16 protein-coding genes are annotated in these 12,863 nt (G+C 66.8%); 8 read left to right on the forward strand and 8 right to left on the reverse strand.

What is annotated here, in order from left to right:
- Positions 1 to 53: 53 nt before the first annotated feature.
- Positions 54 to 752, forward strand: a complete 699-nt coding sequence (locus GA0116996_RS18970) for a hydrolase (RefSeq protein ID WP_092314729.1) — start codon at positions 54 to 56, stop codon at positions 750 to 752.
- Positions 753 to 934: 182 nt separating this feature from the next.
- On the opposite strand, the gene GA0116996_RS18975 is transcribed toward GA0116996_RS18970, so the two are convergent.
- Positions 935 to 1,852, reverse strand: coding sequence for a LysR family transcriptional regulator (locus tag GA0116996_RS18975; protein WP_092314731.1), 918 nt, complete (start codon positions 1,850 to 1,852; stop codon positions 935 to 937).
- A gap of 235 nt (positions 1,853 to 2,087) precedes the next feature.
- On the opposite strand from GA0116996_RS18975, the gene GA0116996_RS18980 reads away from it, so the two are divergent.
- From GA0116996_RS18980 to GA0116996_RS18990, 3 genes are all read left to right on the forward strand, one after another.
- Positions 2,088 to 3,374, forward strand: a complete 1,287-nt coding sequence (locus tag GA0116996_RS18980) for an MFS transporter (RefSeq protein WP_092314733.1) — start codon at positions 2,088 to 2,090, stop codon at positions 3,372 to 3,374.
- A gap of 50 nt (positions 3,375 to 3,424) precedes the next feature.
- Complete coding sequence (locus GA0116996_RS18985; RefSeq protein WP_092314735.1) at positions 3,425 to 4,174, forward strand: creatininase family protein; 750 nt, start codon at positions 3,425 to 3,427, stop codon at positions 4,172 to 4,174.
- A gap of 228 nt (positions 4,175 to 4,402) precedes the next feature.
- Complete coding sequence (locus GA0116996_RS18990; RefSeq protein WP_092314737.1) at positions 4,403 to 4,867, forward strand: RidA family protein; 465 nt, start codon at positions 4,403 to 4,405, stop codon at positions 4,865 to 4,867.
- Between the two features lie 9 nt (positions 4,868 to 4,876).
- On the opposite strand, the gene GA0116996_RS18995 is transcribed toward GA0116996_RS18990, so the two are convergent.
- Complete coding sequence (locus tag GA0116996_RS18995; RefSeq protein ID WP_092314739.1) at positions 4,877 to 5,788, reverse strand: LysR family transcriptional regulator; 912 nt, start codon at positions 5,786 to 5,788, stop codon at positions 4,877 to 4,879.
- Positions 5,789 to 6,018: 230 nt separating this feature from the next.
- Between GA0116996_RS18995 and GA0116996_RS19000 the strand changes: the two genes are divergently transcribed.
- A complete protein-coding gene (locus GA0116996_RS19000; RefSeq protein WP_092314741.1) occupies positions 6,019 to 6,729 on the forward strand; it encodes an SDR family NAD(P)-dependent oxidoreductase in 711 nt (236 codons plus the stop codon).
- Positions 6,730 to 6,819: 90 nt separating this feature from the next.
- On the opposite strand, the gene GA0116996_RS19005 is transcribed toward GA0116996_RS19000, so the two are convergent.
- The 3 genes from GA0116996_RS19005 to GA0116996_RS19015 all read right to left on the reverse strand — a co-directional run bounded on the left by GA0116996_RS19005 (position 6,820) and on the right by GA0116996_RS19015 (position 8,962).
- Complete coding sequence (locus GA0116996_RS19005) at positions 6,820 to 7,239, reverse strand: organic hydroperoxide resistance protein (protein ID WP_092314743.1); 420 nt, start codon at positions 7,237 to 7,239, stop codon at positions 6,820 to 6,822.
- 63 nt (positions 7,240 to 7,302) lie between these two features.
- The gene (locus GA0116996_RS19010; protein ID WP_092314745.1) at positions 7,303 to 7,653 is read right to left on the reverse strand and encodes a hydroxyquinol 1,2-dioxygenase; all 351 of its coding nucleotides are present in this window, start codon (positions 7,651 to 7,653) and stop codon (positions 7,303 to 7,305) included.
- A 301-nt stretch (positions 7,654 to 7,954) separates the two neighbouring features.
- On the reverse strand, positions 7,955 to 8,962 hold the full coding sequence (locus GA0116996_RS19015) for a bestrophin family protein (protein ID WP_092314747.1): 1,008 nt from the start codon (positions 8,960 to 8,962) through the stop codon (positions 7,955 to 7,957).
- A 663-nt stretch (positions 8,963 to 9,625) separates the two neighbouring features.
- On the opposite strand from GA0116996_RS19015, the gene fur reads away from it, so the two are divergent.
- The gene (fur, locus tag GA0116996_RS19020; RefSeq protein ID WP_092314749.1) at positions 9,626 to 10,114 is read left to right on the forward strand and encodes a ferric iron uptake transcriptional regulator; all 489 of its coding nucleotides are present in this window, start codon (positions 9,626 to 9,628) and stop codon (positions 10,112 to 10,114) included.
- Positions 10,115 to 10,150: 36 nt separating this feature from the next.
- Entirely contained in the window at positions 10,151 to 10,408 is a 258-nt protein-coding gene (locus GA0116996_RS19025) for a hypothetical protein (protein ID WP_092314751.1), read from the forward strand.
- 14 nt (positions 10,409 to 10,422) lie between these two features.
- Here the strand turns inward: GA0116996_RS19025 and GA0116996_RS19030 are convergent, their stop codons facing one another.
- The 3 genes from GA0116996_RS19030 to GA0116996_RS19040 all read right to left on the reverse strand — a co-directional run bounded on the left by GA0116996_RS19030 (position 10,423) and on the right by GA0116996_RS19040 (position 11,997).
- Positions 10,423 to 10,752, reverse strand: a complete 330-nt coding sequence (locus tag GA0116996_RS19030) for a helix-turn-helix domain-containing protein (RefSeq protein WP_092314753.1) — start codon at positions 10,750 to 10,752, stop codon at positions 10,423 to 10,425.
- Positions 10,736 to 10,990 carry a type II toxin-antitoxin system RelE family toxin gene (locus GA0116996_RS19035; RefSeq protein ID WP_092314755.1) on the reverse strand — a complete coding sequence of 85 codons (255 nt, stop codon included), beginning with the start codon at positions 10,988 to 10,990 and terminating at the stop codon, positions 10,736 to 10,738. The genes GA0116996_RS19030 and GA0116996_RS19035 overlap by 17 nt, the downstream gene beginning before the upstream one ends.
- Positions 10,991 to 11,067: 77 nt before the next feature.
- Entirely contained in the window at positions 11,068 to 11,997 is a 930-nt protein-coding gene (locus GA0116996_RS19040) for a DMT family transporter (protein WP_092314757.1), read from the reverse strand.
- 502 nt (positions 11,998 to 12,499) lie between these two features.
- Here GA0116996_RS19040 and GA0116996_RS19045 point away from each other — a divergent pair.
- A complete protein-coding gene (locus GA0116996_RS19045) occupies positions 12,500 to 12,823 on the forward strand; it encodes a PadR family transcriptional regulator (protein WP_092314759.1) in 324 nt (107 codons plus the stop codon).
- Positions 12,824 to 12,863 lie beyond the last annotated feature (40 nt).

Here is a 12,863-nt window from a genome sequence, read left to right on the forward strand (position 1 = left end):
CAAACAGCGCCGCTACAGACAATCAACAATTTTGAATCGTTTAGGAGAACATCATGTCGAACGCCAAGCTCGAAGTCCTGACCCCGCGCAACAGCCAGCTGATCATCATCGACCACCAGCCGCAGATGGCCTTCGGGGTCCAGTCGATGGACCGCCAGACCATGAAGAACAACGTGATCGGGCTGGCCAAGGCGGCCAGGGTGTTCGACGTGCCGACCACCATCACCACCGTCGAGAGCGATTCGTTCTCGGGCTATACCTACCCGGAGTTGCTGGATGTGTTCCCGGGCAAGCAGACCCTTGAGCGCACGTCGATGAATTCGTGGGACGACCAGAAGGTGCGCGATGCCCTGCAGGCCGCCGGCCGCAAGAAGGTGGTGGTGGCCGGACTGTGGACCGAAGTCTGCAACACCACCTTCGCGCTGAGCGCGATGCTGGAAGGCGACTACGAGATCTACATGGTCGCCGACGCCTCGGGCGGGACCAGCAAGGAAGCGCACGACTACGCCATGCAGCGCATGATCCAGGCCGGCGTGGTGCCGGTGACGTGGCAGCAGGTCCTGCTGGAGTGGCAGCGCGACTGGAAGAACCGCGACACCTATGACGCCGTCACCGGCATCGCCAAGGAACACTCGGGCGCCTACGGCATGGGCATCGACTACGCCTACACCATGGTGCACAAGGCCGCGCAACGCACCGCCACGCCGCACGAATCGATCGCCCCGGTCCACGCACCGGTAATCGAGCGCTGATCCACGCCACCAGCATCTGACAGGAGACCACGCCATGAACCCAAGCCGACCCCTCGCCCATGGCGCACTGCTGCTCGGATGCTGGCTGGCCATCGGCACCTCGAGCCTGGCCGCCGCGGCCATGGTCGCGCAGACGCTTGCCTGAGCGGCGTGCGGGCTGCCGGCAAGACGCGGCGGCCCGGCTAGCGCTGGCGCGCGAACATCGACATATGCCGGCCGATATGGTCGAGCAGTTCGAGCGCTGCCGCGGGCAGGGGCCGCCCGGCCTTCACCAGCAGCCGGGCCTGCGTGCCCAGGAACAAGGGATGTTCCAGCGGCACCACCGCCAGCGTGCCCGCCGCAATCTCGCGGTACGCGGCGAATTCCCCGATCAGCGTCATGTACTGGTCGTAGGCGACGAACTGCTTCAGCGCGGTCAGTGAGTTGCTGACCAGGGTCGCGCGGATCGAGACGTTCTCGGCGAACTCGACCATGCGCAAGGCATGGCCGACGCCAAACGATGCCGGCATCATGGCCAGCGGATAGGCCTGCAGGTCGGCGACGCTGGCCGCCCCGCCGCGCAGCGCCAGCGGGTGGTCGGGCCTGACCAGCAGCACCACCGGCTGCGACGCGCTCGCGCGGTACTCGATGCGCGGGTGCGGCGGCGGGTTGTAGGCCAGGCCGATATGCGCGCGGCTTTCCGCCACTTCCTCCAGCACGCCATCGACCGCCAGGATGTCCATGCGGATATCCAGGCGCGGATAGCGCGCACAAAACCGTGCCAGCACCTCGTTGACGAGCAGGTCCACGTAGCCCTCGCTCAGGACCAGCCTGACCTCGCCTTGCTGCAGCCCCTGCAGCGCGTGCAGCTGGTCCTCCAGCTTCTCCTGGTGCGAGCGGTAGCCGCGCCAGAATTCCAGCAGGTGCGCCGCCGCGGCGGTGGGCCGCAGCCCGCGTGGCTCGCGCTCGAACAGCAGCGCGCCGAGTTCCTCCTCCAGCAACCGGATCTGCCGCGTGATCACCGAGGGCGAGGTGTTCAGGCTGTCCGCCGCGCCGCGGATGGTGCCGTGCGCCAGCACTTCACGGAAGTATCGCAGCCGCTGCTGATTGATCTCTCGCATGTCGAACGCCTGTTCCGCCGTTTTCCGCAGCGGTAACGATACCCGAACGCGCCTCGCCTTGCTTGCCACGGGCAGCGTGGGCCACCCGGACCGCTGCGTTGCCCGGAACAGAACGAAGTGTGGCCCGAGTTGCTGTTTGCGAGCCCGCCCGCGGCTGCCAGGATTCAGCCCACGAGGGACACGATCAAGCCCCACCGAGCCCCACCGGGCCGCAACCACACCGGAGACAGCGAGCATGCTAGCCATTCCTGACGCGGGCGCCATGGAGGGCGCTTCCAGCCTCTACAGCCGGATCAACTGGCGCCTGTTGCCCTTCCTGCTGGTCTGCTACCTGTTCGCCTACCTGGACCGGGTCAACGTCGGCTTTGCCAAGCTGCAGATGCAAAGCGACCTGGGCTTCTCCGACGCGGCCTACGGCGTGGGCGCCGGCATCTTCTTCGTGGGCTATGTCCTGTTCGAACTGCCGAGCAACCTGATGCTGCCGCGGGTCGGGGCCCGCAAGACTTTCAGCCGGATCCTGGTGCTGTGGGGGCTTACCTCGGCCTGCATGGTGTTCGTGCGGGACGTGCCGACGTTCTACGCGCTGCGCTTCCTGCTCGGCGTCTTCGAGGCCGGCTTCGCGCCCGGCATGATTTATTACCTTTCGTGCTGGTACGGGCCGCAACGCATGGCGCGGGCCATCGCCATCGTGTTCCTGGCGGGACCGATCGGCGGCATCGTCGGCGGGCCGGCATCGGCGTGGCTGATGACCGCGCTGGCGGGCTATGGCGGACTGGCGGGCTGGCAATGGATGTTCCTTGTCGAGGGTCTGCCGTGCGTGCTTCTCGGCATGCTGGCGCTGTCGCTGGTGCCGGACCGCCCGGCGCAGGCGGGCTGGCTCAGCGACGCCGAACGGCGCCTGCTGGAAGCCGAACTGGCGCCGGTTGCCGCGCACAAGCATGGCTTCGGCGCCGTGGCCCGCGACCCGCGCGTCTATGTGCTGGCGCTGGCCTACTTCTGCATCATCGCGGCCATCTACGCCATCAGTTTCTGGCTGCCGACCATGATCAAGGCGCAGGGCGTGGACGATACCGTGCGGCTCGGCTGGTACGCGGCCATCCCCTATGTGGCGGCGGCGTTCGGCATGTATTACATGGGCCGCAAGTCCGACCGCTCGGGCGAGCGGCGCCTGCACTGCGCGGTGCCGGCACTGGCCGCAGCCATGCTGCTGGCCGCCTCGGTGCTGGCGGACGGCAACCTGGTGGCGACGCTGGTGCTGCTGACGCTCGCCACCATGGGACTGTGGATGGCCTACACCGTGTTCTGGGCCATGCCGGCCGAATACATCCAGGGCCCGGCGGCGGCGGGCGGCATTGCGCTGATCAACACCATCGGCCTGTCGGGCGGCTTCTGGGGGCCGGCCACCATCGGCTGGACCAAGACCGCGACCGGCAACCTCCATCTCGGCATGCTGATGATGGCCGCGCTGCCGCTGCTGGCGGCCATCATCATCCTGTGCAACAAGCTGCCCGCGCGCCGCTGATGCGGCATCGCGCCGCCGTGATCCCAACCCTCACCCACCAAGGAGCTCCCGTGCAACTTCATCTTTCAACCTGGGCGGAGATCGAGCAATACCTGGCCCGCAGCCGTACCATCGTGATCCCCATCGGCTCGAACGAACAACATGGGCCGACCGGTCTGCTCGGCACCGACTGGCTGTGCCCGCAGATCATTGCCGGCGAGGCCGAGAAGCAGGCCGATATCCTGGTGGCGCCGACCTTCAATATCGGCATGGCGCAGCATCACCTGGGATTCGCCGGCACGATCTCGCTGCGCCCGTCGACCTTCATTGCCGCGATCGGGGACTGGGTACGCTCGCTGGCGGGACACGGCTTCGAGAAACTGCTGTTCCTGAACGGCCATGGCGGCAACGTCGCCTCGATCGACGCGGCCTTCTCCGAGCTCTACGCCGAAGCCAGCTTCGCCAGGCGCCGCGCCGGCTTTGCGCTGAAGCTGTGCAACTGGTGGGACTTGCCTGGCGTGGGCGAACTGGCGCGCGACCAGTTCCCGACCGGCCACGGCTCGCACGCCACGCCTTCGGAAATCGCGATCACGCAGTGGGCCTTTCCGGATGCGCGCAAACATGCCGACTATGCGCCGCGCATTGCCCCCAGCGGTCCCATCCGCGAGGCGCTGGACTTCCGCGCGCGCTATCCGGACGGCCGCATCGGCTCGGATCCCGGACTGGCAACGCCCGAGAAGGGCGCTGCGCTGGTCCGGCTGGCGGCGCAGAGCCTGGTCCGGGAACTGGAGGCGTTCAGCCGCGAACCCATGCCGGACTGATGTCGCGGCCAGGCGCACGGCTGGCTGCGGCCGGGACTGGTTACGTCATGTATCAAGTCCTGTTCCCGCCGATGGCTTTATCGCGTGCAGGCGAGCCCATAGAGTCTGTAGCGTGAGCACGGCCGCCGGGGCCGACATGCACTTGCCGCCGTCTCCGATGCCACGTCCGACTTCACGTCCGACACTCGCCGTGCCGTTTGCGACACCACCTTTCGATTGGGAGCCACCATGTCTGTCCAGCAACGACTCGCGGCGCGCGGCCTGGCGCTGCCGCAACCGCCTCAACCCTTGGGCAGCTATACCGCGGTCAGCCAGGCCGGCGACCTGCTGTTCATTTCCGGGCAGCTGCCGCTGCAGGACGGCAAGGTGATCTGGGAGGGCCAGGTCGGCAAGGACCTGAGCGTCGACGAAGGCAGGCGAGCCGCCGAACTGGCCGCGCTCAACGTGCTGGCGCAGATCGACGCGCATCTGGGCGGCTTTGCGCGGCTCGACCACCTCGTGCGTGTCGACGGCCACATTGCCAGCGCCCCCGGATGGTTCGCACAACCGGCGGTGCTCGACGCGGCGTCGGACCTGTTCCGCGACGTGCTGGGCGACAAGGCCGGCCACGCGCGCACGATCTCTTCGCACTTCCAGCAGCCGGGCAACGCGGCCGTGATCCTGGTGGTCATTGCCCAGGTCCGGCCGGCCTGAGCCGAACGGCTACGCCGAGAATTTTTCGAGCAGGAAGTCAACGAACACCCGGACCCGGCGCGTGACATGGCGCGCGGACGGGTACAGCAGCACGAACGGGCGCGCGCTGCCGCCGTATTCCCGCAGCACCTCCACCAGGGTGCCGTCGCGCAGGTCCTGTTCCACCACGAAGCGATAGGTCTGGAACAGGCCGGCGCCGGCGCGCACCAGCGTGGCGCCGCCAAGGATATCCTCCGACGCCGTGTACGAGCCGGTCGTCACGATATCGGTTTCCGTACCGTCGACCCGGAGGGTCCAGGGAATCCTGCGTCCGCTGCTGGGACGCTCGAACTGGATGCATTCATGCCGCAGCAGATCCTCCGGCGATTGCGGCGTGCCGGCTTGCCGCAGGTACGCGGGCGACGCCACCACCACCAGCTCGGCGTCCTCGAGCTTGCGCGCGATCAGGTTCGAGTCATCCGGCGCGCGTCCGCGCACGCACAGGTCATAGGTGTCATCGGCGAAATCCACGTTGCGATTGCTGATGTGCACATCGATCTGGACCTCCGGGTACAGGGCCCGGAATGCCGGCAGCACCGGCAACACGCGATAGTGGGCATACGGCGTCGGCAGGCTGATGCGCAGCCGCCCGGCCGGCGTCGCGTGCTGGCCGCCGATCTGCCGCTCGGCATCGACCAGCTGCGCCAGCGCGGCGCGGCTCTGCTCGAAATACAGGCGGCCTTCGTCGGTCAGGCGGATCTGCCGCGTGGTGCGCACGAACAGCCGCACGCCCAGCCGCTCTTCCAGCCTCTGCACGGTACGGCTGACCGCCGGCGGCGTCACGCCGGCGGCGACCGCGGCCGCGGTAAAGCTGCCCAGTTCCGCGGCCAGGCAAAACAGTTCGATGCTGCCGAGCTGGAGGTCATCGAATTGGCGTTTCATTGCTTCCCCCTGCTGGTAACGGACCTCGCCCGGTATCCGGCGCAGTCGCCATCATAGGTTTGCGCCCCGCCGAAGTCGACTGACGCGCCCGGGCATTAGTACGCGCCACGCATAACTGTTTGTCCGGCCGGTGCCTTCGAAAGCCCGGCCCGAACCCCTAGATTGGAAGCCATCGGCGCCGCGGGCCCGATCGGCACGCTAGCCGGACCAACCTACATCGAGGTGAGAACATGAGTGCAGCACAGAAAGTCGTCGTCATCACAGGCGCATCGCAGGGCATCGGCGCGGAACTGGTCAAGGCCTTCCGCGAACGCGGCGATCGCGTGGTCGCCACGGCGCGCAGCATCCGCCCGTCCGACGACCAGGACCTCCTGGCCGTCGCCGGAGACCTGTCCGACCCGGCCACCGCGCGCCGCGTCATCGCCGAGGGCGTGGACAGGTTCGGGCGGATCGATACGCTCGTCAACAACGCCGGCATCTTCGTCGCCAGGCCGTTCACCAGCTATACCAACGCAGACTACGCAGCGGTCACCGGCATCAACCTGGCGGGCTTTTTCCATATCACGCAGCTGGCGGTCGCGCAGATGGAGAAACAGCGCAGTGGCCACGTGGTCAGCATCACCACCAGCCTGGTCGACCATGCCCTCAGCGGGGTGCCGTCGGTGCTGGCGTCGCTGACCAAGGGCGGCCTGAACGCGGCCACCCGCTCGCTGGCGATCGAATACGCGCGCACCGGCATCCGCGCCAACGCGGTCTCGCCCGGCATCATCAAGTCGCCGATGCATGCGCCGGAGACCCACGCGGCCCTGGGCGCGCTGCACCCGATGGGCCATATGGGCGAGATGCGCGATATCGTCGACGCCGTGCTGTATCTGGATTCCGCGCCGTTCGTGACCGGCGAGATCCTGCACGTCGATGGCGGGCAGAGCGCCGGCCATTGACCTCGCGGCATGCGACCGCGGCAGCCCTTGGGCTGCCGCGGCCATGACTTGCAGGATGGGGGCTGCCTCACGATGAGGCAGCCCCTTGCTTCAGACCAGCCTGGTCTCGACGTGGATATTGCCGCGCAGCGCCTTGGAGTACGGGCAGGTCTGGTGCGCGGTATCGACCAGTGCCTGCGCCAGTTCGCGCTCGATGCCGGGAATGCTCACATTGAGACGGGCCTGCAGCAGATAGGCGTCGCCGGCCATGCCCAGGTCGACCTCGGCATCGACCGACAGGTCCGACGGCAGCTTGACCTGCCGCTTGCCGGCCGCCAGCCCGATCGCGCCGATAAAGCACGCCGACCAGCCTGCCGCCAGCAATTGCTCCGGGTTGGTGCCGGCGCCGCGCGAGCCGGGCGAAGACAGCTGCAGGTTGAGGCGGCCATCGTCGCTGCGCGCCTCGCCGTCGCGGCCGCCCGCGGTGATATGGACCTTGCCGGTGTACAGCACTTTCTCGATACGGGTCATGTCTGGTTCCTGTTGGGTGGAGTTGGTGGTGATGAAGCGGGCCGGCGGACCGGCCGGCACGGCTTAGGCGTAGGCGCCGTCGAGATACGGATCGATGCTGCGCGCCGGGTCCGCCGAGACGCCGCTGCGGTCGAGCCCCGCCACGGAACGGGCGCCGTCGGTGTAGGGGTCGACGCTGCGCGCACCGTCGCTGAACGGATCGACGCTGCGGGCGCCATCGCTGTACGGGCTGCGCGGCTCCTGGACCGAGCGCGCGCCTTCACTGTACGGGTCGCGGGCGTCCACCGCGCTGCGGGCACCATCGGTGAACGGGTCGCGTGCCCCTGCGGCGGAGAAGCTGGCGGCCTGGGCGCCGGCAGCGGCGGCAGCGAGGGCGAGGGCGAAGACAAAGCGGCGGGCGATTTGGGTAGTCATGATCGGTTTCCTTAAGTTCACGTTGAGAATTGAGCGGGCCGGCTTTCGCTTTCGGGGTATCCGACGCCGCGGCCACGGAAAGTATTTAAGGCGACCGGTGTATCGGCCATGTAGCCGATGCGGGCCGCGTTTGTCAGCCGCCGTGTCGTATCGGCGGCAAGATACAAAGCGGTACAAAGTGGTGGGGGTGGCGCACCGTCCATGCGGTAGCTGCGCCGTTCCCTTCGCCCAGGCCCAGGCGTCCTGCCTCCTCGCGCAGGCTGCGCACGAAGGCATGCACGACCTCGCCGGCCCCGCTGGGCTAAAGGACAATGCCGTGTTCCGACGCCGGTTCCGGCACGGGGTCGGTCTCGCCTAGCATCTCCATCAGTTCGCGCTCGATCTTGCGGCAGATGTGCGCGATCGGCACATCGTTGGCGCCGCCTTCGAAAGGGTTTTCGGTGCTTTCACCGACCTGTTCCAGCGCGAGATACATCCACGAGATCATCGCGCTGAACGGAACCACCAGCCAGATCAGGTGGCCATGCATGAAGCCAGGCACGCTGCTGTTGAGCTTCTCGAATTCCGTGAGGATGCCAAAGGGAAGCAACAGGCAGAACGAGCGGACGAAAAGCCGGTTGATGACCGCGTATTGCCTGGGGTACGGATAGTCCTTGATACGCTCTGCCCGCCCTTGCTGCTCGAAGGCATCCCGGATTGCTCTTTCGAGCTCCATATGGAAGGCGCAGTCGATCTCGCCGGCTCGCACCAGGCGTTTGATTGCTGCTGACTGCAAGGCAAGTATCCGCGTTGCCTTGCTATCGGTCCGCCGCAGCGCATCGCGCTCCTGCGGCGGCAGATATCGGGCAAGCGCATGTTCCAAGGGTGTTTCCCACTCGGGCACGCGGTAGTGCTTGCGGTATTCCACGTTGGCAGCCTTGCCTGCGTTCTCCCAGATCCGCGGGCTTCGGAGTTGATAGCGAAGCGCCGTCAGCCACGCGCAGTGCCGCAGAATCAGTTCTCTTGCGGCCGCCGGTGTGGCGGTGAAGTCCAGGCTGATGACGCCCAGGAACCGGCTTCCGTTAAGGATCTGCGTCCAGACCTGCTGGGCCTCCGACGCCCGGTTGTAGGTCTGCACATTCTTGAAACCCACGATGAACGAGGTGGCGGTGCCCAGCAACACCACGACCGATAGCGGCACCGACAGCCATTTCAGCCCAAGGAGCTGATGGAGAACAATGGGGAGCGCTCCACAAGCGAGCAAGGCGTAGATCTGCCGTCTCGACCAGACGATGAATTCGGATAACGAGTAGGATTTTCCGAGGTGCATGAACGGAATCGTATGAGCGGTGGCACCCAGGCGCTAGATGCGCGGCGATACCCATGGCGTTGCCCGGACGGCACCAATCCCAGGCGCGCGGGTACACGCTGCCTGACCGGCCTGGGCCTCGTGAGCGAGACCCCGCTTCGGTACGCGGGCAATCCGGTGGCGGAAGGCACGGCAATTTCGACACCCCCAAAATTTTCCTTGTAATGAGATCGATTCCCATTTACTATTCGATCACTGCCTGACGCACGGCGCATCAAACGACGCACCGGACGGCACGGGCAGCCCAGCCAGGCTGGCACCCTCGCGGCACGCGACGGCAACCAGCCCTGGCCGGCAGGAAAGAATTCCGGATGCCGCCCCCGCGGCCTTCGACACCGTCTTTTGTGGGGACCGCTCCGTCACGCGGAGCGTTTGGTAGTAGCCAGTCTCCGGAAGATCGGGAAAGCAACCAGACCCCGCTTTCCCGATCGCGTCTTCCGGCGGCAAGCCAGGCCACCTTTTTATTCCGCGCGCCGTGCAGGCACGTCGCGCCGCCAGGAACGGCAGCGCCAGCGCCCCGCCGGCCCTGGCGCTTCCCGCCTGAAATTCCGCCAAGCCACTGACGCCGTGCCCCGTGCGGCGCCAGGCCGGGCGCCGCCCTGACTGCGGGGCGCCAGCCGCAGCATGCCTATGCCATCCGCCATGTCATCCGAGAGCACCAACCCGATCCATCTCAAGCGCGCCGGCCTGAAGGCGACGTCGCCGCGGATGCGCATCCTCGAAGTGTTCCGCACCAGCGCCCGGCGCCACCTGAGCGCGGAAGATGTCTACCGCATCCTGCTGACGCAGGACGAGGATGCCGGGCTGTCCACCGTGTACCGCGTGCTCAACCAGCTGGTGCAGGCCGATATCCTGCTGCGGCACAGCTTCGAGTCTGACCACGCCGTATTTGAACTGAACGAAGGCGGTCACCACGACCACCTGATCTGCGTGGCATGCGGCCGCGTGGAGGAATTCCGCGACGAGAGCATCGAGCAGCGCCAGCGCCAGGTCGCCGCCGACAACGCCTTTGTGCTGCGCGAGCATATGCTGGTGCTGTACGGCGTATGCCCGCAATGCCGTACCGAAGCCGCCGACGCAGAGCGCGTGCCGGAACTGCCGGCCAGCGCCTGACGCCCGCCGCATGCCGCGCGCCTGACGGAGCCATCCATGGAGCGCCTGACCAAATCCCTGTCCGAACTGAAGCACCTGATCAACCTGTGCCTGCGCCAGGAGCCCGGCTGCCAGGACTGCCAGCTGCGCGCGGTGTGCGTGCACCGCCCCGACCATACCGGCTGCAACTGGAGCGCCGAAGTCGACTTCCCCGAGCGCAGCGAGGCCGACGCCGTGCGTCACTGGCGCCAGGCCCGCCGCGTGGTGATGATGGTGCGCGAGCAGTACAACGTGGGCACCGCGGCGCAGGCCTGAACCGGGCGCTGCGATCAGATATCGAGTTGCGCTGCGGTGATGCCCAGCGCCGCGGCAATCCGCTCGCGCGAGGTCTTGCGCAGGCGGGCACTGTTTTCCTGCTGCGCGTAGGCAGGCTGCGAGATGTTAAGCCGCGCGGCGACTTCCGCCTGTGTAAGGCCAAGATGTTCGCGCCATGCACGCAGCGGGGGTACGTCATCGGCAAGCACTCGCCGGACCACGGCATGCGGGATCAGGTCCGCGGCTTGCGCAAATTGCGTAAGGTAATCGCCGTACGGGATCACGACAAAGGCTGGCTTGCCGTCCACCCCAACGATCGTCTGGATGTTAGTAGGTACGCTCATCCCGTTTTTTCACTTCCTGAATTTCCACAATTCGTATCGTGCCGTCCCAATCGAACAGCACGCGGTAATTGCCAACGCTTAGCCGATAGCCGTAGACATGACCGACCAGTGCTTTGACGTGCTGGCAGTTCGGCATGTATGCCAAGGCTTCCACCGCATCCACGATGGTGACGCGCATTGGCTTGTCGAGCCGTCGGACTTGCTTCGAGGCTCTTGCCGTCCAAAATATCGAGTTCATCACTCGAATATAAGGAAATTATAAGCCTTTTGGCCTGTTGCGGCTAAATTATAAGTTTATTCTTAACGTGGCCCAACTCAACGTTCGGCGGCAGCGCCGGCCGCCTGTCTGGTTCCGGCCCGTGCTGCCGCCCCCGGCCGCAACACCAGCCACACCGCCATGCCGATCAGCGCGCCGCCGGCGGCATGCGCCCACGACAGCGCCTCGCCCAGGAACAGCGCGCCCCAGACGATGCCGAACGGCGGGATCAGGAAGGTGACCGTCAGCGAGCGCACCGGACCCAGGTCGGCAATCAATCGGTAATACAGGATGTAGGCCAGCGCCGTGCACAGCGTGCCCAGGCCCAGCATGGCCGCCCAGACCCCGGCGCCGGCATCGGGCAGGGTGTTGTGGCGCCACAGCGCGGCGATGCAAAACGGAAGCAGGAAAGCGACCGCCCCGACCAGGCTGCCGGCCGCGACCAGGCGGCTGTCCAGCCCGCCCCGCTGCGTGATCCAGCGCCGCGCCAGGAAACCCGACAAGCCGTAACAGGCCGTGGCGACCAGGCAGGCCAGCGCCCCCAGCAAGACCTCCGCGGAAAAAGCCACCGGGCCGGTGCGGGTCAGCACCGCGACCCCCGCCACGCCCAGCATCACCCCCATGGCTTTTGCGCGCGTCAGCGGTTCCGCAAAGGCCAGCGCCCCGATCATCACGCCCATCAGCGGCGTCATGGCATTGAACACCGCCGAGTAACCGGCTGGCAGCCACAGCGCCGCCACGGCATACATGGCGAACGGGATGCCGGAGTTGACTACGCCCAGCGCCAGCACCGCCGGCCATTTGCCTTGCATGTCCCAGCGCAGGCCCAGCAGCGGCAGGCACGCGGCCAGCGTCAGTGCGCCGATCAGGACGCGCACAAACGCCGTCGGCACCGGCCGCAGCACCGGCGCGCCGATGCGGATGAACAGGAAGCTGGCGCCCCAGAGGGCGGCGAGGGCCAGCAGGCGAAACAGGTCGAGGGGTTTCATCGGTCGGCAGGGACGCTTGCCAGCAGGTGGACGATGCCGCATTGGACGCTGGCGCTGCGCCGATCGCAAGCCGGATTCGGACCTGTGGCGCTGCGGTCACCCCCGAAAGGCGTCAGAGAGACCACGGGGATTGGCGACGCGTTGGCGGATCTACCGGCAAATTGGGCGCCGTTTCCGCCACAATGTCACGTAAATACGTCACATTCTTACCGTGAGCTTTCATCCGCTCCCCTCGCAGGAGGGGACGCGTTACCGACGCGTGACAAGCCGCATTAGATTAAATTAAAATCTGGTCTGCGCCAGAGTTAATTGACCCCTCCGACGCATTCCCGACAAGCCGCCAGGCCTCCTGGCGGCTTCTTTTTTGGATCCGGTGAAATGCGCGCTGCCCGGCGCACCGGCACGCGACCTCCGCGTTGGCCGCCCCTCCGCGGCGCTGCCGGCATCACATTGCCCGCACCCTGCGTCAACCGGCTCGGCGTCGACCGCGTTGCCAATCCACATGAAACGACAGTTCCTGGGCCTGCTGGCCCGCGTCTACGTCCTGCAGTTCGCGCTGGAAGTCCCCGCCACGGTGGCCATGCTGGCCGACATGCTGCTGGAATACGGTTTCCAGGTCGATATCGGTTCGGTGCGCCCACTGCTGCGCGCACTGCAAATGGAAGGCTACCTGGAAAGCGTGCTGCGCGATGGCATCGGCCGGGTCTATCTGCTGACCGAACGCGGCCGCGAAGAACTGCAGGCCAGCCGCCAGCGCATCGACGAACTCTACCGCCGCCTGCACGCCGGCCTGCCCGCGTCCGACGACGCGCAACGCCCGGCCTGAATCGGGCCGCAATCGGCGGCCGCGGCGCCGCCGGCGTACC

The organism is Cupriavidus alkaliphilus (assembly GCF_900094595.1).
GTDB lineage: Bacteria > Pseudomonadota > Gammaproteobacteria > Burkholderiales > Burkholderiaceae > Cupriavidus > Cupriavidus alkaliphilus.